The 25,743-nt window shown below is 74.5% G+C and carries 16 protein-coding genes; 5 read left to right on the top strand and 11 right to left on the bottom strand.

Going from position 1 to position 25,743, the window contains the following annotated elements; translation table 11 throughout:
• Nucleotides 1-12: 12 nt before the first annotated feature.
• The 3 genes from WA762_RS26970 to ftsE form a co-directional block, all read right to left on the bottom strand.
• Complete coding sequence (locus WA762_RS26970) at nt 13-1,215, bottom strand: S41 family peptidase (protein ID WP_335939058.1); 1,203 nt, start codon at nt 1,213-1,215, stop codon at nt 13-15.
• A gap of 351 nt (nt 1,216-1,566) precedes the next feature.
• On the bottom strand, nt 1,567-2,484 hold the full coding sequence (gene ftsX / locus WA762_RS26975) for a permease-like cell division protein FtsX (RefSeq protein ID WP_335939060.1): 918 nt from the start codon (nt 2,482-2,484) through the stop codon (nt 1,567-1,569).
• Nucleotides 2,485-2,507: 23 nt separating this feature from the next.
• On the bottom strand, nt 2,508-3,197 hold the full coding sequence (ftsE, locus tag WA762_RS26980) for a cell division ATP-binding protein FtsE (protein ID WP_335939061.1): 690 nt from the start codon (nt 3,195-3,197) through the stop codon (nt 2,508-2,510).
• Between the two features lie 271 nt (nt 3,198-3,468).
• Here ftsE and WA762_RS26985 point away from each other — a divergent pair, with 271 nt between their 5' ends.
• Nucleotides 3,469-3,666, top strand: a complete 198-nt coding sequence (locus WA762_RS26985; RefSeq protein ID WP_335939062.1) for a hypothetical protein — start codon at nt 3,469-3,471, stop codon at nt 3,664-3,666.
• A gap of 213 nt (nt 3,667-3,879) precedes the next feature.
• Here the strand turns inward: WA762_RS26985 and WA762_RS26990 are convergent, their stop codons facing one another.
• The 4 genes from WA762_RS26990 to WA762_RS27005 form a co-directional block, all read right to left on the bottom strand.
• Complete coding sequence (locus WA762_RS26990) at nt 3,880-4,779, bottom strand: hypothetical protein (RefSeq protein ID WP_335939064.1); 900 nt, start codon at nt 4,777-4,779, stop codon at nt 3,880-3,882.
• Between the two features lie 389 nt (nt 4,780-5,168).
• Nucleotides 5,169-6,275 (bottom strand): peptide chain release factor 2, encoded by a 1,107-nt coding sequence (gene prfB, locus WA762_RS26995; protein WP_335939065.1) that lies wholly within the window; start codon nt 6,273-6,275, stop codon nt 5,169-5,171.
• Nucleotides 6,276-6,489: 214 nt separating this feature from the next.
• Nucleotides 6,490-7,728 carry a serine/threonine-protein kinase gene (locus tag WA762_RS27000; protein WP_335939067.1) on the bottom strand — a complete coding sequence of 413 codons (1,239 nt, stop codon included), beginning with the start codon at nt 7,726-7,728 and terminating at the stop codon, nt 6,490-6,492.
• Nucleotides 7,729-7,944: 216 nt separating this feature from the next.
• Complete coding sequence (locus tag WA762_RS27005) at nt 7,945-9,609, bottom strand: serine/threonine-protein kinase (RefSeq protein ID WP_335939069.1); 1,665 nt, start codon at nt 9,607-9,609, stop codon at nt 7,945-7,947.
• A gap of 637 nt (nt 9,610-10,246) precedes the next feature.
• Between WA762_RS27005 and WA762_RS27010 the strand changes: the two genes are divergently transcribed.
• From WA762_RS27010 to WA762_RS27025, 4 genes are all read left to right on the top strand, one after another.
• Nucleotides 10,247-13,930, top strand: a complete 3,684-nt coding sequence (locus WA762_RS27010) for an FtsK/SpoIIIE domain-containing protein (protein WP_335939071.1) — start codon at nt 10,247-10,249, stop codon at nt 13,928-13,930.
• A 581-nt stretch (nt 13,931-14,511) separates the two neighbouring features.
• On the top strand, nt 14,512-15,882 hold the full coding sequence (locus WA762_RS27015) for an ABC transporter substrate-binding protein (RefSeq protein WP_335939073.1): 1,371 nt from the start codon (nt 14,512-14,514) through the stop codon (nt 15,880-15,882).
• Between the two features lie 4 nt (nt 15,883-15,886).
• A complete protein-coding gene (locus WA762_RS27020) occupies nt 15,887-17,347 on the top strand; it encodes a carbohydrate ABC transporter permease (protein WP_335939074.1) in 1,461 nt (486 codons plus the stop codon).
• Nucleotides 17,344-18,243, top strand: coding sequence for a carbohydrate ABC transporter permease (locus WA762_RS27025; RefSeq protein WP_335939075.1), 900 nt, complete (start codon nt 17,344-17,346; stop codon nt 18,241-18,243). The genes WA762_RS27020 and WA762_RS27025 overlap by 4 nt, the downstream gene beginning before the upstream one ends.
• A gap of 67 nt (nt 18,244-18,310) precedes the next feature.
• On the opposite strand, the gene WA762_RS27030 is transcribed toward WA762_RS27025, so the two are convergent.
• The 4 genes from WA762_RS27030 to WA762_RS27045 form a co-directional block, all read right to left on the bottom strand.
• Nucleotides 18,311-18,685, bottom strand: coding sequence for a hypothetical protein (locus tag WA762_RS27030; RefSeq protein ID WP_335939077.1), 375 nt, complete (start codon nt 18,683-18,685; stop codon nt 18,311-18,313).
• A gap of 70 nt (nt 18,686-18,755) precedes the next feature.
• Nucleotides 18,756-20,270, bottom strand: coding sequence for a bifunctional glycosyltransferase/class I SAM-dependent methyltransferase (locus WA762_RS27035; protein WP_335939078.1), 1,515 nt, complete (start codon nt 20,268-20,270; stop codon nt 18,756-18,758).
• Between the two features lie 94 nt (nt 20,271-20,364).
• On the bottom strand, nt 20,365-21,606 hold the full coding sequence (locus tag WA762_RS27040) for a hypothetical protein (RefSeq protein ID WP_335939079.1): 1,242 nt from the start codon (nt 21,604-21,606) through the stop codon (nt 20,365-20,367).
• Nucleotides 21,607-21,729: 123 nt separating this feature from the next.
• Entirely contained in the window at nt 21,730-25,479 is a 3,750-nt protein-coding gene (locus WA762_RS27045; RefSeq protein WP_335939080.1) for a bifunctional glycosyltransferase/CDP-glycerol:glycerophosphate glycerophosphotransferase, read from the bottom strand.
• Between the last annotated feature and the right edge of the window lie 264 nt (nt 25,480-25,743).

The following is a 25,743-nucleotide window of genomic DNA, read 5'->3' on the forward strand; positions in this document are numbered from 1 at the left end:
GCCATTTTCGCACTACGACCCGCCCCCGAGGCCACTCAATACCGTCTCCGCGCGCTGCTCGGCCCCGGAGTCGACCACGAGGTCGGGGGTGATGCCCCGGTCGTCGACGACGCGTCCCGCTGGGGTGCGGTAGTGGCCGACGGTCAGCTCGGCCACCGCGCCGCCGGGGAGCCTGCTGGGCATCTGGACCGAGCCCTTGCCGAAGGTGCGGGAGCCGACGGTGACGGCCCGGCCCCGATCCTGGAGCGCGCCGGTGAGGAGTTCGGCGGCGCTCATCGTGCCCCCGTCGACGAGGACGACGAGGGGGCGGGCGGTGTCGCCGCCCGGTTCCGCGTAGAGGGCCCGCTGCTCGCCGCGCACGTCGTACGTGGCGACCAGGCCGCCGTCCAGGAAGGCGGAGGCGGCGGTGACGGCCTCGGTGACCAGTCCGCCGGAGTTGCCCCGCAGGTCGAGCAGCACCCCGGCGCCCGCCGGGGCCCCGCGGACCGCGTCCCGCACCTCGGTCCCCGAGCCCCGGGTGAAGGAGTCGACGTCGATCAGCAACGCCGGGGAGGGCCGGGAGCGGTCCGGTCCGATCCGGCGGACGGTGACCGCCTCGGTGCTGAGCCGGGCCCGGTGCAGCGTCCGGGTGCGCAGGACGCGGCCGCGCTGGACGCCGAGCGCGACCGCGCTGCCCGCCACCGCCTCCATGCGGTCCCCGCGCAGCAGGGCGACGGCCTCGGCGACGGGGCGGCCGTCGATCCGGCGCCCGTCGATCGTGCGCAGCAGGTCGCCCGGGGCGATGCCGGCCCGCTCGGCGGGGCTGCCCGGCTGCACCCGGGCCACCTCGACCCGCCCGTCGGCCGAGCGCCTCGCGGCGATCCCCACCCCGGTGTACGAACCGTCGAGCGCCCGCTCGAACTCCTGGTACTGCCGCTCGTCGTAGACCGCGCCCCAGCGGTCGCCGCTGCGGCTGACGACCCGCTCGGCCGCCTCCGTTCCCGACTTGCCGTCGGCCACGGCACGGGCGGCGGCCGACGCCACCTCCTCGCGGTCGACGGTGAAGGCGTGCTCGGTGTGGATCGCGGAACGGCTCGCGGGGTCCGGGGACTTGGCGCGGTCCCGCGGCAGCGAGCCGGTGGCCGCCGCGGTGGCCAGCACGGACGCGAAGACCAAGGTCAGGGCGGCCCCGCGGCGCACGCCGCGGGGCGCGAAACACCATGCGGGACCCGACATGGCGTCGAGTCTAGGGGGTGTCTGATAAATGAGTGCGGGAGAAGGAGCGGGGGCCGGTGCGTGCGATCGCAAGACTCCGGAGCGTCTGCGTGGCGGAGCCACGTGGGCGGTTCGGCAACGCCGCGAGCGTGCGCACCGGACCCCGCGACGCCGCAGGTATGTGTCAGACACCCCCTAGAGAGCGGGCCGAGGCCCTGCCTTCGAACCGGCGGCGCCGAACCGGAGGCTGTTCGAAGACGGGATACGGTGCGGCGACCGGCGGATGCGGAAGGCGCCGGCGGCACGGCAACGCCCCCGTCGGCACGAACGGTTGACCGGGTGCCGCGGGGGCGTTCGCCACGCCTTCGTTCGTCACACCTTGAGGTACTTGCGGAGCGCGAGGAGCGCCGCGAGGGCGGGCATGAGCAGGCCGATCGCCAGCACCAGCGGCAGCTTGGTGAGGACCGCGTCCCAGCCGATGAACTCGATCAGGGTCAGCTTGCTCTGGAGCGCCAGGCCGGCGTCGATCAGGAAGTACCGCCCGGCCAGCAGCATCACGCAGGCGAGCACGCCGCCGATGAGACCGGCGAACGCCGCCTCCATGATGAACGGCATCTGGATGTAGAAGCCGGAGGCCCCGACCAGCCGCATGATGCCGGTCTCCCGCCGCCGGCTGAACGCGGACACCCGGACGGTGTTCACGATCAGCATCAACGCGATCACCAGCATCAGCACCATCACGAAGATGGCCGCCACGTTCATGCCGTTCATCAGCCCGAAGAGGTTGTCCAGGATGGACCGCTGGTCCTGGACGGACTGCACGCCGTCACGGCCGGCGAAGGCGGTGGCGACGACCTTGTACTTCTTCGGGTCGTGCAGCTTGACCCGGAACGACTCCTGCATCTGGTCCGGCGTGATGTTGCCCGCCATGGGCGACTTGCCGAACTGCTCCTGGTAGCGCTTGTACGCCTCGTCGGCCGACTCGTACGTGACCGTCTGGACGGCGTCCATCTTCTTGAGATCGGCCTCGATCTCCTTCTTCTGCTCGGCGGTGACGGCGCCCTTGGCGCACTTGGGCGTCGAGACCGCGTCGTTCTTGCTGCAGAGGAAGATCGAGACGTTGACCTTGTCGTACCAGTAGTCCTTCATCGTGCTGACCTGCTCGCGCATCAGCAGCGCGCCGCCGAACAGGGCGAGCGAGAGGGCGACGGAGACGACGACGGCGAACGTCATCGTGAGGTTGCGACGGAGGCCGACGCCGATCTCCGACAGGACGAACTGGGCGCGCATGGCGTCCTTTCAGTGCTCGATGCTCAGTGCTGGTAGCCGTAGACGCCGCGGGCCTGGTCGCGTACGAGACGGCCCTGCTCCAGCTCGATGACGCGCTTGCGCATCTGGTCGACGATGTTCTGGTCGTGGGTCGCCATGATCACGGTGGTGCCGGTCCGGTTGATCCGGTCCAGCAGCTTCATGATGCCGACGGAGGTCTGGGGGTCGAGGTTGCCGGTGGGCTCGTCCGCGATCAGCAGCATGGGGCGGTTCACGAACGCCCGCGCGATCGCCACGCGCTGCTGCTCACCGCCGGAGAGCTCGCCGGGCATCCGGTCCTCCTTGCCGCCGAGGCCGACCAGGTCGAGGACCTGGGGCACCGCCTTGCGGATCTCGCCGCGCGGCTTGCCGATGACCTCCTGCGCGAACGCCACGTTCTGCGCGACGGTCTTGTTGGGCAGGAGCCGGAAGTCCTGGAACACCGTGCCCAGCTGGCGGCGCATGTGCGGCACCTTCCAGTTGGACAGCCGGGAGAGGTCCTTGCCCAGGACGTGGACCGTGCCCGTGCTGGCGCGTTCCTCACGGAGCATGAGTCTCATGAAGGTGGACTTGCCGGAGCCGGAGGAGCCCACCAGGAAGACGAACTCGCCCTTCTCGATTTCGAGCGACACATCCCGGAGAGCGGGACGGCTCTGCCTCGGGTAGGTCTTGGAGACGTTGTCGTATCGGATCACGGATGCACCACGGTAGGCCGGGAGTAGGTGTGCGTGACCTTACGCGAACCCGGCTGACGCGTGCAGGCGGACGTCCGGTCATGGGCGATTTATGGGGGAAGGAGCACCGGCCGGGAACGGGGCGGAAACGCTGCGGAACGGGTGATGTCCGGCGGGCCCGCGCCGAAATCCGCGCGAGCTGGCACAGTGGGAGGGGGAACGGTCGCGTTTCCGTGAGCGTTGTGCGGAGAGAAAGCACATGCGGCTCCGCCGCGCGGGAGGAGGAAAGCGCATGACCTATGACCGACTGGTGTGCGCGAACTGCGCGGCGCCCGTGAGCGAGGGCCGCTGCCCCGTGTGCCGGGCGAGCCGGGAGCGGCTGCAGCAGCAGGAGCAGGGCGTCTTCGCCGGGCTGAGCCCGGTGGCGCTGGTGGCCCTGCTGGTGGTGATGCTGGGCACGCTGGCGCTGCTGGCGCACCAGACCGTCTGAGGACGTTCCGCACCGGAGCGGGTGCGGGCATGCGGAGGGGCCCGGGCGCCTGAGGGCGTCCCGGGCCCCTTCGCGCGTGTCGCGCGGGTCACCGTGCGTGTGCGGGGCGCGCCCGTACGCGTACGCGGGACGCGTCACCGTGGGTACGGGTGACGCGTCCGTGCGCGTACGCCGGGCGCCTCATGGCCGCGCACGCGCGGCGGGGTCGCGCGGTCAGGCGACGGCGCGGCCGTTCACCAGGCGCGGCAGGATCCGGAAGCCGATGCCCCCGGCGATCATCGTCGCGGCGCCGACCAGCAGGAACGTGGTCTCGGCGGCACCGGTCTCGGCGAGCTCGTCCTTGCCCTTGCCCTGCTCCACCGGCTGGTTGCCGGCCGAGTCCGGGGTGGTGTTGTCGGCGCACTTCGCGCCGTCGAGGTCGACGGTGCAGGTGCTGGTGTCGCCGCCGCCGGTGGCGCCGGAGGACGCGCTGCCCGTGGTGCCGGAGGAACCGCTGCCGCCGCTCCCGGACGTGCCGGAGGAGGCGTGGCCACCGTTGCCGCCGGACTGGCCGCCGTTGCCGTTGCCACCGGAGTGGTTGCCGCCGTTGCCGTTGCCACCGGAGTGGTTGCCGCCGTTGCCGTTGCCGCCGTGCGAGGAGCCGCCCTGGTCGCCCGCACCGCCCTGGTCACCGGCACCACCCTGATCGCCCGCGCCACCCTGATCGCCGGCACCGCCCTGGTCGCCCGCGCCACCCTGGTCGCCCGCGCCACCCTGGTCACCGGCACCACCCTGGTCGCCCGCGCCACCCTGATCGCCCGCGCCACCCTGATCGCCCGCGCCACCCTGGTCACCGGCACCACCCTGATCGCCCGCGCCACCCTGGTCACCGGCACCACCCTGATCGCCCGCGCCACCCTGATCGCCGCCTTCGGTGCCGCCGGAGTCGACACCGCCCGGCTCGCCGCCCCCGAGGGTGGTCCGGGCGGCGACCGTCGCGTCGTCGGCCTCCACGCCGATGCCGAGGTCGAGGCCCACGGCCGACGCCGCACCGGCGGCGGTCAGCGAGGCGCCCGCGGCGATCACCGCACCGGCGGCGATCCGCGCGACGCGAACTCGCGTCTTCTTGGTCATGTGTCTGCTACCCCCTGTAGCTGTACTCGTCAGTGGAGCAGCCATATGCGGGCCCCGGCTCCGCGGGGTTCGCTCCGAACGGCGCCACATCGAGCCGTGGCCATGCCGCCCGCCCCCGTTCACGCCCGTCCCGGACATACGCATGCTGCTCCTGCACCCTGACCACAGTTAAGAATTACGTCAAGGCCGTTCCAGGCGATGTGCACCGCTTTGCCCGCCGTTGACCGCCGTTCAGCGTCACGACTGTGACGCACTCCCCACAGCATCCGCGCAACTCACGGTCCCAACTCCCCTTGACGAGCGGTCGTGTGTTCGCCGCCTCCGACGAAAAGGGCGGCGCCGGAACCCCGTTGGGGGTTCCGGCGCCGCCGTGAGGTCCGGGACGGCCCTTACTTCTCGCGCTGCTTGCGCCAGCGGATGCCCGCCTCCAGGAAGCCGTCGATCTCGCCGTTGAAGACCGCTTCCGGATTGCCCATCTCGAACTCCGTACGCAGGTCCTTGACCATCTGGTACGGGTGCAGGACGTAGGACCGCATCTGGTTGCCCCAGGAGTTGCCGCCGTCGCCCTTGAGGGCGTCGATCTTGGCCTGCTCCTCCTGACGGCGGCGCTCCAGCAGCTTCGCCTGGAGGACGTTCATCGCGGACGCCTTGTTCTGGATCTGCGAGCGCTCGTTCTGGCAGGAGACGACGATGCCGGTCGGGATGTGGGTCAGGCGCACCGCGGAGTCCGTGGTGTTGACGCCCTGGCCGCCGGGGCCCGAGGAGCGGTACACGTCGACGCGGAGCTCGGACTCGTCGATCTCGATGTGATCGGTCTGCTCGACCACGGGCAGCACCTCGACGCCCGCGAAGGACGTCTGGCGGCGGCCCTGGTTGTCGAAGGGCGAGATCCGGACGAGCCGGTGGGTGCCCTGCTCGACGGAGAGCGTGCCGTAGGCGTACGGGGCCTGGACGGCGAAGGTGGTCGACTTGATGCCGGCCTCCTCCGCGTACGACGTCTCGTAGACCTCGGTCTTGTAGCCGCGCTGCTCGGCCCAGCGGAGGTACATGCGCTGGAGCTTCTCGGCGAAGTCCGCGGCGTCCACGCCGCCGGCCTCGGCCCGGATGTTGACCAGGGCCTCGCGGGCGTCGTACTCGCCGGAGAGAAGCGTGCGGACCTCCATCTCGTCCAGCGCCTTCCTGACGGACTCCAGCTCGGCCTCGGCCTCCGCCAGCGTGTCCGCGTCGCCCTCGTCCTGGGCGAGCTCGAAGAGGACCCCGAGATCGTCGATCCGGGCGCGGAGGGCCTCGGTCTTGCGGACCTCGGCCTGGAGGTGCGAAAGCCTGCTGGTGATCTTCTGCGCCGCCTCGGGGTCGTCCCAGAGGGAGGGCGCGGCCGCCTGCTCCTCGAGCGCGGCGATGTCCGCCCTCAGCGCATCCAGGTCCAGGACGGCCTCGATGGACCCCATGGTCGAGGAGAGGGACTTCAGCTCTTCGGAAATATCGACGACTGCCACGGGTCCAGCGTAACGGCTGTCGGAGCGGACGTTTCCCGGACCGCTTGATCACGACGCGGCGGGCGGGTGCGCGGGCCGGGCGGGAGGCGGGCGGCGGGGCGGGCCCGGCGGGTGCGCGGACCCGGGGCCGGGGCGGGCGCGGACCCGGGCGGCGGGCCCGGGCGGGCGGCCCGCGCGGGGACCTCTCCGGCGCCGCACGGGCCCGGAGGCCGGGTCAGGGCGTTCCCGGCGTCGAGCTCTTGGTGTCCTGCGGGGGCGCGTCGGAGGAGTCGTCGCCCAGCGCCAGCCAGCCGCCCACGCCCAGCGCCACCGCCAGGACGAGCGCGGCGGCCCCGAGGGTGAGGCGGCGCTTGCGGACGGCGGCGGACCGGTTGCGGGCCGAGCCGGGGCGGGGCGCGCCCGGGGAGCGCGGGGCGCGGGCGGTGCCCCGGGGGCCGCCGGAGAGCTCGTCGGGGGCCGGGACGCGCATGCTCGTGTGGGTGTCGCGGTTGGAGTCGGCGGACGAGCCGGGCACCAGCGGGACCGCGCCGCGGCGGCGGGGTTCCTCGGCGGGAGGCGCGTACCGCTGCTCGTCGTGCGTCCGGGGCTCGGGCTCGGCGCCCGGCTCGTCCACCTCCAGCGGCGGGATGCCGGCCAGCTGTGGGAGCTGTTCGCGCAGCCGGGCCGCGAGCTCGGAGGCCCGCAGCCGGGAGGCCGGGGCCTTGGCCAGGCACTGGACCAGGAGCTGCCAGAGCTCCTCGGGTATGCCAGGGAGCGGGACGACCGTCTCCGTCACATGGCGGCGCAGCACGGCGCCGGGGTGTCCGCCGCCGAACGGGGTGAAGCCGGCGAGGAGTTCGTACAGGACCGTCGCGAGGGCGTAGATGTCGACCGCGGCGCGGGGCGGGAGGCCCTCGACTATCTCGGGGGCCAGGTAGTCCGGGGTGCCGATGATCTTGCTGGCCTTGACGCGGCGCGGGGTGTCGATCAGCTTGGCGACGCCGAAGTCGGTGAGCAGGGCCGGGTGGGAGTTGCCGGGGCCCAGCGGGCCCTCCATGTCGAGGAGGATGTTCTCCGGCTTGACGTCGCGGTGGACCACGCCGGCGGCGTGCGCGGCGGCCAGGCCGTCGGCGACGTCCGCGATGATCGCGACGGCGGCCTCGGGCGCGAGGCGTCGTTCCCGGTCGAGACGGGTGCGCAGGTCGGTGCCGCGCACCAGGGTCATGACCAGGGCGAGGTCGTTGCCGTCCACCACGAGGTCGTGGACGGAGACGACATGGGGGTGGTCCAGGCCGAGCAGGGCGGTGCGCTCCTGGACGAAGCGGCCGACGAGCTCCTGGTCGGACGCGAGGTCCTCGCGGAGCAGCTTGATGGCCACCGGGCCCTCGGGCCCCTCGCCGAGCCACACCGTTCCGGCGCTGCCGCGCCCCAGGATCTGGTGGGCGGTGTACCGGCTGCCGATTTTCCGTGCCAAGACTGCTCCCTCAGCGGCTGGCGATGGACCGTCGCTCATGACCCCCGGTCGACAAAGTTACGCGTCGGCCGGGGGGTTGAGTGCCCGGGATGGCGCCGGCCCTCACTTCCGCGGGCGAATTGCGGTGGAATCCGGCCCGCGGATGTCGACATGACCACGGAGTCGGTGAGGTCGCCGGCGGTGTTGACGGGTCGGCGGGGCCGACCCGCCGACGGCTCAGGGCTTGCCGTCGCCGATCTTCGAGACCCAGTCGACCACGGTGGAGACCGCGTCGCTGATCGCCCGCCAGTAGCTCTTGCCCTGGCCGATCCAGTCCTGAAGCGGGGTCAGTTCCCAGATCAGCCAGCTCGCGACGAAGAGCAGGACCAGCGTGAACAGGCAGCCCTTGAGGCAGCCGAGGCCGGGGATCCGCATCGGGTTGGCGCTCCGCTGCCGGGGCTCGCGGGGCGGGCGCGGCGCGGGCTGCTGCGGCGGCTGGTACTGCTGGGGCTGCGGCGGCGGCTGGTAGGCCTGAGGCTGCGGCGCGTACTGCTGGGGCCGCTGCGGCTGGTACTGCTGCTGCGGCCGGGGCGCGTACTGCTGCGGCGGGTACGGCTGCTGCTGGGGCGGCGGCTGCCGTCGCGGCTGGGGCCGCTGCGGGGGCTGCGCCTGGGGCTGGGGCCGCTGCGGGCGGCGGCGCAGCGGGTCCTGGTCGGGGTCGAGGTACTGGACCTGGGTCTGCTCGTTGCGGTCGCGGGCCGCCTGGAGCTGGGACTGCCAGGGGTGCGGCCCCTCGGGCTGCGGGGGGCCGTCCGGGCGCGGGGGCATGGGCGGCATGACCGTGGTCGGGTCCGCCTGCCCGTCCGGGCCGCCCTGGCCGGAGGTGTGCTGGAGGACGCTGGTCGCGGCGTTCGGGTCGTACGCGCCGGCGTTGCTCGGCAGCACCTGCGTCGGGTCGGCCGCGCCGGGGGTGTCCGGGACGGCGGCGGGCGCCGGGTCGGGGGCGAGCAGGGCGCCGACGCCTTCGGCCGCGGCGATCTCGGCGGCGCCGGCGTGGACGCCGATGCCGGCCGCGACGGTGCGCAGCGCGCGGGCCAGGTTCTCGGCACTGGGGCGGCGCTCCGGGTCCTTGCTCAGGCAGCGCTCTATGACCGTCCACAGCGGTTCCGGGACGGTGGTGGGGCGGCGGGGCTCCTCGCTGAGGTGCTGGTGCAGGACTTCGAGGGCGGTGGCGCCGGAGAACGGCGGGCGGCCGGTGACCAGTTCGTACAGCAGGATGCCCGCGCCGTAGATGTCGACGGCGGAGGTCTGCGGGCGGCCCTCGGCGGACTCGGGCGCGACGTAGGCGGGCGTGCCGACGAACTCGTGGGTGCGGGTGAGCCCCGGGGAGTCGGCCAGTCGCGCGATGCCGAAGTCGGTGAGCATGGGGCGCATCCCGCCGTCGCGCTCGTCGAGCAGGACGTTGGCGGGCTTCAGGTCGCGGTGGACGACGCCGTCGGCGTGGCTGGCGGCGAGCGCGTCCGCGATCTGCGCGGTGAGCAGCGCGGCGGCGACCGGGGTGAGCGGGCCGTTCTCGCGGAGGTAGCGGTGCAGGTCCGGGCCCTCGATCAGGTCCATGACGAGGGCGAGGAGGTCGCCCTCGACGACCAGGTCGCGGGTGCGCACGATGTTCTCGTGGGTGAGCCGGAGCAGCACCGAGCGCTCGCGCAGGAACCGCATCACGACGTCCGCGTCGTGGGCGAGTTCCTCCTTCAGGACCTTGATCGCCACGGTCTCGCCGGGCTCGCCGGCGACGGCCGCCTCGGCGCCCGCGGTCTCCCGCTGGCGGGCCCGCCAGACCGTGCCCGTGGCGCCGCGGCCCAGCGGCTCCTCAAGCAGGTATTTGCTGCCTACCGGCCGCACGTCATGCGCTCCCTGCAGATCGTGGTGTTCACGGTGTTCCCGGATTCGCACCAGGCGTTCCGGCCCACTCTAGAGGCTGTCGTCAAACCGGCGCCGTCATCCGGAGGGCGGCCCGGCGGTGTCCGGCGCACCGCCCCGCCGGGCGCGACCCGGGCTCGGCGCGGCCGGTCCGGCGGGCCCGGGCGCCCTTCCGGCCGCCGGCGCCGACCCCGCCACGGGTTCCGGGGACCGCCCGGAGGGGTCCGGGCGGGCTCCCGGAGCGGAATCGTCCGGTCTGGATACAAGACGCTCGCTCCGGGCCGGAGGTTGCCGCGCGCGGCCGAGGAGTCCCGGCGGGCGCCCGGGGGTGCGGGGGTCCGAGGGGCCCCACCGGCCCTCCGGCGGCTCCCGGCGGCCCTCCGGCGGTTCCGGGCGGGCGGCCGGGGCGCACACACTCGGCCAATCAAGATCGTTTACCGGTGGCCGCCGGGCGGATTGTCGGCGACAGGTGCGAGGATGCCTACAGCACGGACTGTGGGGTCGTGTCCCCGCGGCCCGTGACGAACCTGTACCGGACGACGCGTCCGGGTCGGGTGGGGGGAGATCACAGGGCGTTCCCCCTGCCCGGCGCCCCGCGCAGAAGGGACCGCCGACGGCGATGCAGATCCGGCTGACCGTCCTCGCGCCGCGCAGCGGCCAGACCCCCGCGCGCGCCTGCGACGTGCTGGTCACCGCCCCGTCGGGGACGGCGCTCGCCGCCGTGGCGGCCGAGCTGGCCGCCGCCGTCTCGGGGCCCGAGGGATCGCCCGGCGGTCCCGTGGCGCTGTTCGCCGGGCGGGCGCGGCTCGACGCGGGGCGGTGCGCGCTGGGCGAGCCCCCGCTGGTCGACGGGGCGGTCCTCTCGCTCCAGGTCCCGGGCGAGGACGAGGCCGCCGACGAGATCGTCCCGGCCCAGCTGCACGTGGTGGCGGGGCCCGACGCGGGCGGGGTCCATCTGCTGCACGGCGGACAGATCAGAATCGGCCGTTCCGCCGACGCGGACGTCCCGATCGACGACCCCGACGTCTCACGGCTGCACTGCGCGGTCACGGTCGCCGAGGACGGCCTGGTCTCGGTGGCGGACCTGGGCTCCACCAACGGCACCCTGCTCGACGGCAGGGTGGTCCGCGACCGCCCGGTCCGGCTGAAGCCCGGCGCCCTGCTGCGGCTGGGCGAGTCGACGCTGCTGCTGACCTCGGGCGCGCCCGCGCCCGCGCTGCCGACGACGCCGGACGGCGAGGGGCATCTGCGGGTGTCCGGCGGGGCGGGCGGCGACGGACGGGCCGAGGAGCACGATTCCGGCCATGGATACGCCCCGGCCGTCCTCCCCGGGGCCGGACCGGCCCCGCACGCCCCGCGGGAGGGCGGCGACGGCGGGCCCGACGACTCCCCTCGCACCGCGGACGGCGAGGCGCCCCGGCGCGGGATAGGCGCCTGGGCGCGCAGACTCGCGGGCCACCGGGGGGAGCCCGTCCATGAGGCGGCGCCCGACGGGGCGGGGGCCGCCGGGCCGTCGTACCCGGATTCCGCCGCGCCGCCCGCGCGGCCGGCCTCGGGCGGGGTCTGGCCCGACCCCGCGGCCGTGCTGCTGACCGCGCTGGGCCCGGGTCCCCGGCTCTGGGAGCGCGGCCCCGCGCATCCGGAGGCGCTCGTGGTGCGGCTGGGCACGACCGACCGGGCCGAGCTGCCCGCCGTCCCGGTGACCGTGGGACTGCGGGAGGCCGGTTCGCTCGGTCTGGCCGGGCCGCGGGCCAGGCTCGCCGGGCTGGCCCGCTCGGCGGTGGCGCAGCTCGCCGCGCTGCACTCCCCCGCCGATCTGGAGATCGTGCTGATCAGCACGGACCGGACGCGCACCGCGGAGGAGCGCGCACGCGAGTGGGCCTGGCTGGGCTGGCTGCCGCATGTGCGCCCGGCTCACGGCCAGGACTGCCGGCTGCTGCTGGCCCACGACCGCGAGCAGGCCGCCGCCCGTACGGCCGAGCTGACCCGCCGACTGGACGAGGGCCCGCTCGGCCCCGGCTGGGCGAGCCTGGACCGGGCCGTGATCGCCGAGGCCGCCGCGCGGTACACGGGACCGTTCACGGTGGTGATCGTCGACGGCGACCCCGGTTCTGCGGCGCTGCGGGAGAGCACCGCCCGGCTGGCCGCAGCCGGGGCCGCCGCCGGGATCCATCTCATCTGCCTGGCCCAGACGCCGGCCGCCACCTCCACCTCGCCGGTCGCGGCGACGTACGAGGCCGCCTGCCACGCCTCGATCGCGTTCCGCGAGTGCGGGGCGGTGGCGATGCTGAGCGGCGACGTGGCCACCGCCCTGCGGCTGCTGCGCACGGCCGACGGCCGGGCCGCCGGGCACGGCACGGTCGCCGCGGTGGACGCGGTGTCGGCGCACTGGGCCGAGCGGTTCGGCCGGGCGCTGGCCCCGCTGCGCACGGACGCCTCGGCGTCGGCGCACGGCGGGCCCGCGTCGACCGCGCTGCCGCTCTCCGCCCGGCTGCTGGACGAGCTGGGCCTGGCCCGGGCCACCCCGGCCTCCCTGATGGCCCGCTGGGCCTCCGCCGCGGACGAGCGGGCCCCGGCCGTGTCCGTCGCCTCCGCCGCGGCCCGCCGGGCAAGCGGATCCGGTGGCATGGGAGCGCCGGGCGGCGCGCGGGTGTCCGCCCCGCAGCCGCGCGGCGCGACGCCCCGGGTGGGCGCCCAGCGCACGGTCGAGGGGCCGGGCGGACACGGCTCCGGCCCGTACCCCGGCGGCGACACCGTCACCCATGTCGGCACGGTGACCCCCGGCCTGCTCCGCGACGAGGCGCGCGGGGACCACAGGACCTTCGGGGCTTCCGGCGCCTCCGGCGCTCCGGGGGCGGGCGAGGGGCGCGGGACGACCGGCGTCCGCGCCCCGTACACCGGCCGCTCCGGGCACCCGGGATACGCCGATTCCGGCACTCCCAGGGTCAGCGGCGGGCGCTACGGCGGATTGCCCGGGGACGGCCCGGACGCCCGCACCTTCTCCGGGGCCGGTTCCTGGCCCGGCGGCGACGCGCGGGGGTCCGGCGATCTCCGGTCCGACGGGTCCGGGCGGGCCCCGGAGCACACGGCCGGCCCGCACGGGGACGCGCCGCCGGCCGCGCCCCGGTCCGGCGGTCCGGGCGAGGCCCCGGCGGGGCGTGCCGCCGTGGCCGCGCCCGCCCGCACGGCCCCTGACCCGGGGGCGGGAGCGGCGGCGGGGGCGGACGCGTCCGGGGCCGCCCCGGGCCGGGGGTCGTCCGTGACGGTCTTCGGGCGTCCCTTCGTGGTGCTCGGGGCCGGGCCCCGGGGCCCGGTCGGCGTGGACCTGACGGAGGAGGGTCCTCATCTCCTCGTCGAGGGCCCGGCCGGCAGCGGCCGTACGGAGCTGCTGCGCGCCGTCGCCGCCTCGCTGGCCGCCGCGGACCGGCCCGACCGGCTGGGCCTCGTGCTGGTCGACGGCGCCGGCGCCGAGCGGGGCGAGGGCCTGGGCCCGTGCGCCGAGCTCCCGCACGCCTTCACGCATCTGGTGGCCTCCGATCCGGTGCGGATGCGGGAGTTCGCGCAGGCGCTGGGCGGTGAGCTGAAGCGGCGCGCCGAGCTGTTGGGCGCGGACGACTTCGCCGGGTGGCACCAACGGCGGGAGCTGGCACGGCGGTTGGTGGGCCAGCGTCCGCCGAGCGCGGCGGAGCGGCGCGGCGACGTGGACTCCCCGATGAGCGGGACGCTCCGGTTGCGTCCCGCCGGTGCGCGGCCCGCGGCCCCCGAGCCGGCCGCGCTGCCCCGGATCGTCGTCCTGGTCGACGACTTCGACGCGCTGGTCGCCCCCGCGCTCGGCAGCACCGGCCGCCCCGCCGCCGGTTCGGTGGTACGGGCCCTGGAGGCCGTGGCCAGGGAGGGCGGCCGGCTCGGCGTCCACCTGGTCGCCGCGTCGGGCCGCCCGGAGCGCACGGAGGACACCGACCTCGCGCACGGGGCCCGGCTGCGCATCGTGCTGGACGCCCCGGCCGTCCCGCGCTCGCCGGAGGACCCGGCGCCGGGGCGCGGCCGCCTGGGGCATCCGGACGGGCGGGTGACCCCGTTCCAGGGCGGCCGGGTCACGGGCCGCATACCGCGTACGGCGACCTCGCGCCCCGTGGTCGTCCCGCTGGAGTGGGAGCGGATGGGGGACCCGCCGGCCCGCCGCCAGGTCCGCGAGCTGGGCAACGGCCCGACGGATCTGGCGCTGCTGGCGAGCGCGCTGGAGCGGGCGGCCCGGTCGGTGAACGCGGAACCGCTCGCCCCGCTCGGCCCCGACCCCTCCTGACACCCGACGCGGCCCGGGGCGTGCGCGGGCGCGCGCCCCGGGCCGCCGAACGCCACCGGGCCGCCCCGCACGCCGTCGCCCGCCCCGTAACGCCCCCGCACCGCCCGGCCGCCCCGCACGCCCCCGGGCCGTAACGGCCCCGCACCGCCCCCGGACCGCCTTGCGCGCCCGCGCCCGGCGGTTGGGCGCGCCCGCGCCCTCGGGCCGCCCTGTCGCCCCGTAACGCCCCCGCACCGAACCCCGCCGTCCCGCACCCGCGTGCCGCCCGCCGCCCATCACGCACCGCGTACCGCGTACCGCTCCCGAGCGCGAACACTCGCCCCGGGCCGTCCCGTACCCCCTCGTACCACTCCCGCACCGCCCCGCCCGTCCCGTCCGCCCTGTGTCACGGCCCCGGCGCCGACCCCTTTGCGGGGCCCCGGCCGGGTCCGTCCGGGACGGGCCGAACGTCCCGTCTCGACCACTGACGGCACGTCACGAGCCCATTACGATCAAGGAGTTGGCCCGGGAAGCGGTATTGCGGGCATCATGCACCCGGCGTAGGACTGTGCGCACACGACGATGTGAGAGACGGGGAAGCTATGCGCACAACCCATCGGATCAGCAGAGCCGCCGTGGTGTTCACCGCCCTCGGCGCGCTCGCCCTCACCGGTTGCGGCGGCAACGACGACGACGGCGGGAAGGGGAAGTCCGGCCAGGGCTCCGGGAGCGGCGCCCAGGACGCGCCGGGCGTCGCGCTGCCGAAGCTCGACGGCGAGAAGCTCTCGGTCGCGGCGGTCTGGACGGGCGCGGAGCAGGCCAACTTCGTCAAGGTGCTCAAGGAGTTCGAGAAGCGCACGGGGGCGACGGTCGCCTTCGTCCCGGCGCAGGACCCGATCATCAACTTCCTCGGTACGAAGATCGCGGGCGGTCAGCCGCCGGACGTCGCGATGATCCCGCAGGTCGGCGCGATCCGGCAGGCCGCCGAGAAGAAGTGGGCCAAGCCCGTCGGCGCCGAGGCCAGGGACCAGCTGACCAAGAACTACGGCAAGGTCTGGCAGGACCTCGGGACGGTGGACGGCACCCCGTACGCCGTCTACTTCAAGGCCGCCAACAAGTCCCTGATCTGGTACAACGCCCGGGCGTTCGAGAACGCGGGCGCGTCCGAGCCGAAGACCTGGAAGGAGTTCCTGGCGACGGCCGAGACGGTCTCCGCCTCGGGCGTCACCCCGGTCTCGGTGGGCGGCGCGGACGGCTGGACCCTCACCGACTGGTTCGAGAACGTCTACCTCTCCCAGGCGGGCCCGGAGAAGTACGACCAGCTGGCCAGGCACGAGATCAAGTGGACGGACCCGTCCGTCGGGGACGCGCTGACCACCCTCGCCGAACTCTTCGGCAAGCCCTCGCTGATCGCGGGCGGCGCGGACGGCGCGCTGCAGACGGAGTTCCCGGCCTCGGTCACCCAGACCTTCACCGGCGGCGACCAGCCCAAGGCCGCGATGGTCTTCGAGGGCGACTTCGTGGGCGTCAACATCGCGCAGACCAAGGCGAAGATCGGGACCGACGCCAAGGTGTTCCCGTTCCCGGCGGTCGGCGCCGAGTCCCCGGTGGTGACGGGCGGCGACGCGGCGGTGGCGCTGAAGGACGGCAAGGGCGCGCAGGCGCTGCTGACCTGGCTGGGCTCGGTCGACGCGGCGAAGATCATGGCCGGGCAGGGCGGCTTCATCTCCCCGAACAAGGCCCTGGACCCCGCCGCGTACCCGAACGAGGTGCAGCGCACGATGGCGAAGGCGCTGGTCGCGGCGGGCGACGCGGTCCGGTTCGATATGTCCGACCAGGCCCCGCAGTCGTTCGGCGGGACGCCAGGGAAGGGTGAGTGGAAGACCCTCCAGGACTTCCTGAAGAACCCGAAGGACATCGCGGGGACCCAGGCGAGACTGGAGTCCGACGCGGCCAAGGCGTACAAGAGCTGACGCGATGACGACAGCCGCCGCGGGGGGCGCCGACGAGGCGTCCTCCGCCGACACGCCATCGTCCGCGCGGCCGCCGGCGCCCGCGCCCCGGAGGCCCTCCGGCGGCCCGGGTCCGGGTCCGGGTCCGGCGGGCGCCCCCGCCGACGCCTACGGGGGCTCCCCGAAGCGGCGTTCCCGGAGCGTGACCGGCACCCGCCGGGTCGTCGCCGCGCTCTTCCTGGCGCCCGCGCTGGTGCTGCTCGGGGCCCTGGTGGTCTATCCGATCGGGTACTCCGTCTACCGGTCGTTCCTCGACCAGGCGGGCACGGGCTTCGCCGGACTCGACAACTACCGGGCGCTGTTCACGGACGACACCATCCGCACGGCGATCAGGAACAACGCGATCTGGGTGGTGTTCGCGCCGACGGTCGCCACCGCCCTCGGGCTGATCTTCGCCGTGCTGACCGAGCGCGTCCGCTGGGGAACCGCGTTCAAGCTGGTCGTCTTCATGCCGATGGCGATCTCCATGCTCGCCGCGGGCATCATCTTCCGGCTGGTGTACGACCAGGCCCCGGAGCGCGGGGTCGCCAACGCCGTATGGGTGGGGGTGCACGACACCTTCGCCGAGTCGGCGGGCTACCCGAACGCGCATCCGCTGCCGGTGCATCCGCTGAAGGCGGGCGGCGGCGGTTCGTTCGTCACCAAGGAGCCGGTGCGCGCCGGGCAGCCGGTGCGGCTGCCGCTGGTCGGCGTGGCCCCGGCGAAGATGCCCTCGGACGCGAGACCCGCGAAGGCCGCGGAGGCGGAGCCGGGGAAGATCACCGGCACGGTGTGGCTGGACTTCACCAAGGGCGGCGGCGGGCGGCCGAACGTCATCGACGCCGGGGAGCCGGGGCTCCGGGGCATCGAGGTCGAGGCGGTCAGGGGCGGCGAGGTGGTGGCCTCGGCCAGGGCCGGCGCGGACGGGGTGTTCACCCTGCCCGCCTCGGCCGACGGCGCCGAGCTCAGGCTCCCCGCCTCGAACTTCCGGGAGCCGTACAACGGCGTCGAGTGGCTGGGCCCGACCCTGGTCACGCCCGCGATCATCGGCGCGTACGTGTGGATGTGGGCCGGGTTCGCGATGGTGCTGATCGCCGCGGGTCTGGCCGGGCTGCCCCGTGAACTCCTGGAGGCCGCCCGGGTGGACGGCGCCAACGAGTGGCAGGTGTTCCGCCGGATCACGGTGCCGATGCTGGCGCCGGTCCTCTCGGTGGTGCTGGTCACGTTGATGATCAACGTACTGAAGGTCTTCGACCTGGTCTTCATCATCTCGCCGGGCTCCTCGGTGGCCGACGCGAACGTGCTGGCGCTCCAGCTCTACCGTTCCTCGTTCGGCACCGACGCGGATCTCGGCGTCGGCAGCGCCATCGCCGTGCTCCTGCTGCTGCTGGTGCTCCCGGTGATGTACGTCAACATCCGCCGGATCCGGAAGGAGGGGCGCCGATGACGACCGCCTCGACCACGTCCGCCGGGACCGGCCCGGCGCGGGCCGGGCGGTCCCTCGCCGCCCGGGCCGCCGCCCGCGCCGGGGGCGGCGCGATGCGGGTGTTCCTCGTCCTGGTGGGCCTGTTCTGGCTGCTGCCGACCGTGGGGCTGCTGCTGTCCTCGCTGCGCGGCGCGGACGACATCGCCTCCAGCGGCTGGTGGCGGGTCTTCACCGCCCCGTCCCAGCTGACCTTCGACAACTACGCCCGGCTGCTGGACAACCCGACGATCACCCACTCGGTGCTGAACACGGTCCTGATCACCGTCCCGTCGACCGTCCTGGTCGTCGTGCTCGGCTCGCTGGCCGGATACGCCTTCGCCTGGATGGACTTCCCCGGCCGCGACTGGTGGTTCCTGGTGGTGGTGGGGCTGCTGGTGGTGCCGGTGCAGGTCGCCCTCGTACCGGTGTCCAAGCTCTTCGGCGCGATCGGGATCTTCGAGACCACGGCCGGCGTGGTCGTCTTCCACACCGCCTTCGGGCTGCCGTTCGCGATCTTCCTGCTGCGGAACTTCTTCGCGGAGATCCCGAGGGAGCTGCTGGAGGCGGCCCGGCTCGACGGGGCGGGCGAGATCCGGCTCTTCACCCGGGTCGTGATGCCGCTGGGCGGTCCGGCGATCGCCTCGCTCGGCATCTTCCAGTTCCTGTGGGTGTGGAACGACATGCTGGTCGCGCTGATCTTCGCGGACTCCGGTTCGCCGCCGATCACGGTCGCGCTCCAGCAGCAGGTGCGGCAGTTCGGCAACAACATCGACGTGCTGGCGCCCGGCGCCTTCGTGTCGATGGCCATCCCGCTGGCCGTCTTCTTCGCCTTCCAGCGCCAGTTCGTCTCCGGCGTGATGGCGGGCGCGGTCAAGTAGCACGCGCGGCCGGGAGCGCGCGCCGCCGGACGGGCCCGGGAGACGGGCGCCGTCCGGCGGCGCGCGCTCAGCGTTGCTGGCCCGCCATCACCGTGACCAGGCCGACGACCACGAGCAGCGAGCCGCCCCAGGTCCACAGCGAGGTCCGTTCGTGCAGCACGGTCGCCCCGGCGAGCACGATCAGCAGATACCCGAGGGCGTTGAACGGGTAGGCGAGGGAGAGCGGCACCTTCGCCAGGGTGGTCATCCAGGCGACGGCGGACACCGCGAAGACCAGCAGGCCGAGCACGACCCAGGGGCTGGTCGCGGCGCGCAGGGCGACGGACCCGCCGCCGTGCGCCGCGGCGGCCGCGGCCCCCTTCATCCCGTGCTTGAGCATGATCTGGCCGCCCGCCGAGGAGAACACGGCGAACAGCAGCAGCAGCAGACTGGGGACGGTCAAGGCGGTGCTCCTGACTGCGGCGGCCGGGGGCGCGGCCTCCGGGGCGGGGGTGGGGCGGGGGACGGCGGGCTCAGACGCCGACCCGGTCCGCGTGGACGTACTGCCGGTTGAGGATGTCCTGTACATCGACGTGCTCTCCAGCGATGATCGTCTCGGCCGCGTGCGGCGTGAGCAGGGCGACGTGCTGATAGCCGAACAGCGTCGGCCGGATCCGGGTGAGGAGCTTCGACAGCCCCCCGAGGACCGCCGGGAGCGGCCCGCCGCCGAGCAGCGCCCAGAACGGGGCCCCGGTGGAGGTGAGGCGCAGGACGTCGTAGCCGGCGCCCCGGACGGTGCGGCGCAGGCTGGCCCGGGTGAAGAAGCGCAGATGGGTCTCGTCGAGGATGCCGCGCCGGTCGTAGTCGAATACCCCGAGCGCGACCCGCAGCCGGGAGTACCAGTGGCTGAAGTTCGGTACGGACAGCAGCAACCGGCCGCCGGGCCGCAGCACCTCGGCGACCTCGGCGAGCAGCCGCTCGGGGCGGGAGAGGTGCTCGATGACGTCGCCCGCGACCACGTAGTCGTAGCCGGCGCCGATCTCCGGGGGCAGTCCGGCCTCCAGGTCGACGCGGTGGAAGCGGCTGCACCGCTCGCGCACCCCGGGGACCTCGACGAGGTCGACGCCCGTCACCTCGTGGCCGAGGGCCTCCAGCCGCTGGGCGAACAGGCCGCCGGAGCAGCCGAGGTCGAGGACCCGGCCGGGCGGCATGCCGCGCATCTGTTCAAGGATGACGGCGTGCGAGGAGCCGTCGCCCTCCTTGAACGCGTACTCGACGGGTTTGGGGATCCAGGCGCAGGTGCCGAATCCCTTGACGGCGAGCCGGTATTCGAGGACGTCCTTGACGACGTCCTTCGCGTATTTCATTCCGTTGACGTAGCAGATCTCGTCGCCGTAGTAGGTGGGGACGGGGATCTCCTTGATCCGCATTCCGGCGTCGAGCATCTGGACGATGATCTGGGTGTCGAAGTCGAACGCGTCGGTGTTCCGGTCGATCGGCAGCCTCCTGAGCGCGGCGACGCTGTACGCGCGGTATCCGGAGTGGAATTCGGTGAGCCGCGAGCCGAGCAGGGCGTTCTCCAGGCGGGTGAGAATCCGGTTGCCCAGCCATTTGTACAACGGCATGCCGCCCTTGAGCGCGGACCCGGAATTCATCATCCGCGAGCCGAACACCGCCTCGCATTCGCCGCGTTCGATCGGCGCGACCATGTCGGGCAGGAATTCGGGGGCGTACTGGCCGTCGCCGTGCAGCAGGACGACGATGTCGAGCCCGTGGGCGGCGGCCAGGGCGTAACCGGCCTTCTGGTTCCCGCCGTAGCCGAGGTTCTTGGTGTGCCGCATGACGACGGTGCGCGGCATGCCCTCCGTCTGCGACCAGCGGCAGCCCGCGGTGAAGGTCGCGTCATGGCTCGCGTCGTCGAGGATGAGGATCTCGGCGATCCTGGACCGGAAGTCCTCCGGGATGCGGTCGAGGGTCCGCTCCAGCGTCGCCTCGGCGTTGTACGCGACCACCAGGATGCCGATCCTGGGGCTCGGGCTTTCCTTCACAGGGGGTTCTCCAGTTGGTGCTCGGCGCCCCGGGGGGCGCGGGCGCGGGGTACCGGAATCCGGGGCGCGGGGCCCGGGGTTACGGGGTGGGCGGTCAGCTGACGGGGGTGCCGGTGGGGCGCGTGGGAGGGGGCGCGGCGGCCGGGGCGCGTTCGCCGGCGCACTGCGGGGGCACGGACGGCGGCGCGGCGAGGATCGCGCGGACGCCGCCGACGAGTCCGGCGGCGAGGACCGCCCAGCCCGCCTCGCCGAGGTGCATCACCGTGTCGCTCCAACGCACGGCGGAACGCCCCATGTAGCCGAGGAGCGCGGTCAGTCCGAGCAGGCAGCCGTACGCGGCGCCCTCCCAGAAGCCGATGACGAAGAGCCCGGCCGCCGCCCAGGTCAGGTACTGGAGGGCGGACGCGGTGGAGAGCAGCAGCAGCAGTCCCATCGTGAAGCCGACGACGAGGGGCAGTTGCGCGGGGCGCAGCCGGGCCAGCCACGTCCCGGCCGCCGCGCAGACCAGCACGAACAGGAAGTGCCCGTCGCCCTGGACGAAGGCGATGAACGCGTCCGGCAGCCCGGCCAGGTCGGCGAACCGGACGATGCCCCACAGGCGGTAGTCGCCGCCCGCGTACTCCAGGACGTTCTCCTTGAGGTCCGCCGGCACGGTGGCCAGCACCGGCCCCCAGACCAGGGCGATCAGCGCGGTGAAGGCGGCGGTGAACCGGAGGAGGGCGGGGCGGCCCGCCCGCAGCGCGACGACGAACAGCGCCGGAAGGGCAACCACCGGGATGAACTTGACGCTGATCGAGAGCGCCGCGGCCACCCCGGCCGCCAGCGGGGCCTTCCGGTCCACCAGCAGGTACGCGGCGGCCAGCGCGAAGGTGATGGCGACGGCGTCGGTGTTGCCGTGGTAGCCGGACGTGGCGATCAGCACGGGGCTGAGGGCCACGCCCGCCCCGCAGGCGACCGCCGCGCCCATGGAGCGGCGCCGGCGCACGATGCCGAAGACGAGGAGCGCACAGCAGAAATCCGCGATCGAGGCGGGCGACCTGATCAGGATTCCGAACGGAATTCCGAGGTCGGAGAGTTCGTGCAGACCGAGCAGCATCCATCCGGCCAGCGGCGGATGGTTGTAGACGGGCAGTCCCGGGAGCGGTTGTTCGTAGATGCGAATGGGGCCGTAACGCGCGACCGCCTCGGCGAATCCGCGAAAGATGTGGACGTCGGCCGGTCCCGGTTTGTTCGCCGCGATCAGCATTCGGGTGAGAAGACCCGCGGCCGCGGCGACGAGCACCATTGTTCTGGCTCGTCGCACGTCCCAGGTCTCGCACCGCGTTCGGATACCCATGAAAACAGAACGTAGCAACCCGAGGACGCCGAGTGACGCAACGATGCTCCAGGCATGCGGATCGCCTCGTCCATTCCCTGCGGAGTTGTACGGGCGTCCGCATTCCTGAATCACCCGGACGGCTCAGCCGGAATGCGCGGGCCCCGACGCGGCCCCTTCGCCGGCCCCGGGGCGGTCCGGCCGGGGCCGGTCGCCGGGCTCCCGCAGCATGCGGTCGGCCACGGCCGCCGCCGCGCGCCCGTCGCCCGGGTCGCAGAAGTCCCGGCGGAACGCCGCGTACGCCCGCGCATGGCCCCGGACGGCGCGCGCCGGATCGCGCAGCGCCTCGACGAGCGCGGCGGAGCCGGGGATCAGCGGGCCGGGGGCGCGGGCCTCGAAGTCGAAGCAGAAGCCGCGCACCGCGTCGCGGTAGTGCGCCAGGTCGTGGGTGTGGAACAGCATCGGGCGGCCGGTGCGGGCGAAGTCGAACATCGTCGAGGAGTAGTCGGTGACCAGGACGTCGCTGATCAGCAGGAGTTCGCCGGCGTCCGGATAGCGGGAGACATCGCGGACGAAGCCGCTGCCGCGGTCCGCGATCCGGCCCGCGACGAGGTGATGGCGGCGCACCAGGAGCACCGTGTGCGGGGCGAGTTCGCGTTCGGCGGCGAGAGGGTCGAGGTGCCGGCCCAGGGCGTACCGGCCGCCGCCGCACGGCTGGTCGTCGCGCCAGGTCGGCGCGTACAGCACGACGCGCCGGTCCTCGGGGATGCCGAGCCGCTCCCGTACGGCGGCGGCGACCTTGGCCCGGTCCGGGGCGTGGAACAGGTCGTTGCGGGGGAGGCCGCACTCCAGGACCTCGCCCCGGTAGCCGAGGGCGCGTCGCAGGACGGGGGTGGCGAAGCTGTTCGGGGAGACCAGCACGCTCCACTGGCGGGCGAGCCGCTCGACGGCGGCGAGGCGGGCCGCGTCGGCCCGTCCGGCGCCGGCGTGGTCGAGCCCGATGCGCTTGAGCGGTGTGCCGTGCCAGGTCTGGACGACGAACTGGTCCTCGCGCCGCTCGAACCACTCGGGCAGCTGGGTGTTGGTGACGATGTGCCGGCTGGTCGCCAGGGCCTCGTGCCAGGCGGCGGAGCCGTGTTCGACGGCGGTGACGCCCTCCGGGAGGCGCGCCTGCTGGTCGCGCACCACCCACAGGTGCTCGGAGCCGATGCCCCGGCGGACCAGTTCCTCGTGGACGGCGCGCGGCGAGTCGGAGTACTGGCGGCCGTCGAAGCTGCTGTACAGCACGGTGTCGCGCGCGGGCGCGCCGCGCCTGCTCCGGTACGCCGCGCGCAGCAGCCGTGCGCCGCGCGGGCCGCGTTCGGCGGCGGGGAGCACCGGGCCGGAGCGGATCAGCAGCCGGTCGTAGCCGTGCCGTTCGACGACGAACTCCCGGCCCTTCAGGGCGCGGGCGGCGGGCAGGGCGCGGTGGGCGGCGGCCGGGACGCGCAGCGCGGTCTCGTACGCCTCGCCGTCCGCGCCGCGTTCGCGGAGGAGGAGGTGCCAGCGGCCCCGGCCCAGCGGCAGCGGCCCGCCCGGTCCGTCGACGGCGTCCGGCCGCAGCACGGCCCGGAACCGCCGCGCCCCGGCGGGCCCGGAGAACGCGACGGGGAGGACGGCCTCCTCGTCGTGGTCACCGTGCCGGGCCACCAGCGCGACGGACCGTTCCGGGTGGTCGGGGAAGCCGCCCTCCAGGACGAGCCGCCCGTCCTCCGTCCAGGCCGCCAGGTCGACGGCGGGCTCCGCGGCGCGGTCGCTGATCAGCAGGTCGCCGCGCGCGCTCGCGGTGAGCCCGAGCTCACGCCGCACGCCGTCCCGTGCGCCGGCGCCGATGCCGTCCCGTGCGCCGGCGCCGGTGGCGTCCCGTACGCCATCCCGTACGCCGTCCGCCGCGCCGGCGCCGCCCGCGTCCCCGCCGCCGTCCCCGCTCCCGGTGTCGTCCGTATCGAGCGGGTAGCGGCCCGGCAGCACCGGTCCCGGCACGTCGACCGGCGTCCGGCGGCCGTCCGGTCCCACCAGGTGCACCTGGTAGACGATCCGAGCGGGCGAGGCCCCCTCCCCCGCGCCCGCGCGGGCCTTGGGGAAGGCGTCGAGCGGCACGGCGGCGGTGAAGCGGCGCCAGCCGGACGCCATGGCTCCGGTGGTCGTGCGGACCGTGACCGGACAGTCGAAGGAGGTCCCCGAGGGGCGGTGGGCGAGGGCGAGGCGCAGCGGTCCGGAGCAGAGGCGGGCGCGGACCATGCCGTCGACGACGACGTGGTCGCGGCGGCCGTCCGGGCCGCCCGCCCGGTGCGACTCGAAGCGGGCGTCGATCCGTTCGGCGTGCAGCACCAGCGTGCCGTCCTCGAAGGCGGGCACGATCCGGTGGTCGCCGTCGGGCCGGTGCACCGGCGGCGGGGCGGCCGCCTCCTCGGTCGAGAGGGCGGAGCGGCGCAGCCTGCCGTGCCCGGCGATGCCGATCTCCATTCGCCAGGTGAGGCGTTCGGGCCCGCGGCGGGCGTCGACGCGCAGCCGCGCCGGGTCGACCACGGTCTCGAACCCGGAACGGTCGTAGTCGTGCAGGCTCTGCCGGGACCGGGCGGTGGCCTCGGGGTCGAGGACGGTGCGCAGCCTCAGCGGCACCGGGCGCCGCCGCCCGGCCCGCAGCCAGGCCGCCCGGAACTCGTCGGCGCGCGAGGCCGCGGGCAGGTTGCGGAGGTACGCGTACCCGGACAGATGCAGCCGGCCGTCCCGCCAACGGGCGTCCCGCAGCCGGGCGATGAGCGGCAGGTCCCGTTCGCCGACGTGGAGCGCCCGGCGCGCGACGGGGCCGGTGAGCACCGGGAAGGAGGCGGTGCGGCGCCGGACGCCCCGTACCTCGAACGCGCCCGGTTCGGCCCGGTCGTGGGCGAGCAGCGCCAGCAGTTCGTCCATCCGGCGTTCGCGGACGAGATGCCACATCAGGCGCGTCGGCAGCGGCAGCGCGTCCAGGGCGGCGGGGTCGGCCTGGTCGGTGAACTCGTCGGCGTGGGCGAGGAAGGCGCGCCGGTGGTCCTCGTCGCCGTCGGCCAGCGCCTCCAGGGCGTATCGCAGGTCGTGGGCGAGGACATGCTCCTCGTAGCGCCGTTTGTCGGCGGCGCCGCGGTGCTCGTCGAGGAAGGCGCAGACGCCGAGGAGGTGTGTGACCCGGTCCTGGACGGCGCGCACGCCGGCGCGACGGGAGTCGAGCGAGCCGGCCCGCTCGCGCCAGTGGTACACGGGGGCGCTCAGCACGTCGACGGACCGGGCCAGGAAGTGGGCGGGCAGCACGACCGGGATGTCCGCGTGGAGCGCTCCGACGGGGAAGGCGAAGGCGTGCTCGTCCCAGAAGGAGCGGCGGAAGACCTTGTTGCAGGCGATCCGGTCGGCGGCGAGGGCCCAGTCGCGGGAGATGTGGGTGCGCAGCCGGGTCCTCGCCATCGGCGCGCGGAGGTCGGGCGCCTGCCGGAGCTTCCCGGAGGGGCGCAGCCGCAGCACGTTGCCGGAGGCGAAGTCGGAGCCGGTCTCGTCGAGCGCGCCGAGCAGGAGTTCGTACGCGCGGGGCGGGACCACGTCGTCGCCGTCGGCGAACGCGAGGTGGCGGGCGCCCGGGTCGCAGTGGCGCACCCCCGTGTTACGGGCCTGGCCGAGGCCGCCGTTGGCCTGGCTGACGAGCCGGAAGCGGCGGTCCCGGGCGGCGAACCCGGTGGCCAGGGCCGCGCTGCCGTCGGTGGATCCGTCGTCGACCATCACCACTTCCAGGTCGCCCATGGTCTGCTCGGCGAGGGACTTCAGGCAGTCCGTCAGATGGAGCTCCACGTCATGGACGGGTACGACGACACTGAGCCGTGGCGGCATGTTGGCACGTCCGTTCCTCGGGGCCTGTGACTGTCCGTACGGCTCAACCCCCTGGACGGCCGGGGGTCACCGGCACGAACCCTCCCTTACGGGTGACATCGGCCGCACCGCGCTTACGCACCGTCACCTCCGGGGCCGCCGCCGTCCTCGCCGGCGCGCGGGAGGAACCTCCGCGCCACGCGTCCGGCCGCGTGCCCGTCGTCGTACGGAGGGGGCCGTCCTCCGCGTGCCACGCCGGGAGTTCACCCGATCGGGGCAGAGCCG

Source organism: Streptomyces tyrfis (genome assembly GCF_037034285.1).
Classification (GTDB): Bacteria; Actinomycetota; Actinomycetes; order Streptomycetales; family Streptomycetaceae; genus Streptomyces.

Excerpts from the sequence above, each read along its gene's own strand:
- WA762_RS26970 (WP_335939058.1), bottom strand. The coding sequence starts at position 1,215 with ATGTCGGGTCCCGCATGGTGTTTCGCGCCCCGCGGCGTGCGCCGCGGG.
- WA762_RS27045 (WP_335939080.1), bottom strand. The coding sequence starts at position 25,479 with ATGCCGCCACGGCTCAGTGTCGTCGTACCCGTCCATGACGTGGAGCTC.
- WA762_RS26990 (WP_335939064.1), bottom strand. The coding sequence starts at position 4,779 with ATGACCAAGAAGACGCGAGTTCGCGTCGCGCGGATCGCCGCCGGTGCG.
- WA762_RS27020 (WP_335939074.1), top strand. The coding sequence starts at position 15,887 with ATGACGACAGCCGCCGCGGGGGGCGCCGACGAGGCGTCCTCCGCCGAC.
- WA762_RS27015 (WP_335939073.1), top strand. The coding sequence starts at position 14,512 with ATGCGCACAACCCATCGGATCAGCAGAGCCGCCGTGGTGTTCACCGCC.
- WA762_RS26985 (WP_335939062.1), top strand. The coding sequence starts at position 3,469 with ATGACCTATGACCGACTGGTGTGCGCGAACTGCGCGGCGCCCGTGAGC.
- WA762_RS27040 (WP_335939079.1), bottom strand. The coding sequence starts at position 21,606 with ATGGGTATCCGAACGCGGTGCGAGACCTGGGACGTGCGACGAGCCAGA.
- WA762_RS27010 (WP_335939071.1), top strand. The coding sequence starts at position 10,247 with ATGCAGATCCGGCTGACCGTCCTCGCGCCGCGCAGCGGCCAGACCCCC.
- WA762_RS27025 (WP_335939075.1), top strand. The coding sequence starts at position 17,344 with ATGACGACCGCCTCGACCACGTCCGCCGGGACCGGCCCGGCGCGGGCC.
- ftsX (WP_335939060.1), bottom strand. The coding sequence starts at position 2,484 with ATGCGCGCCCAGTTCGTCCTGTCGGAGATCGGCGTCGGCCTCCGTCGC.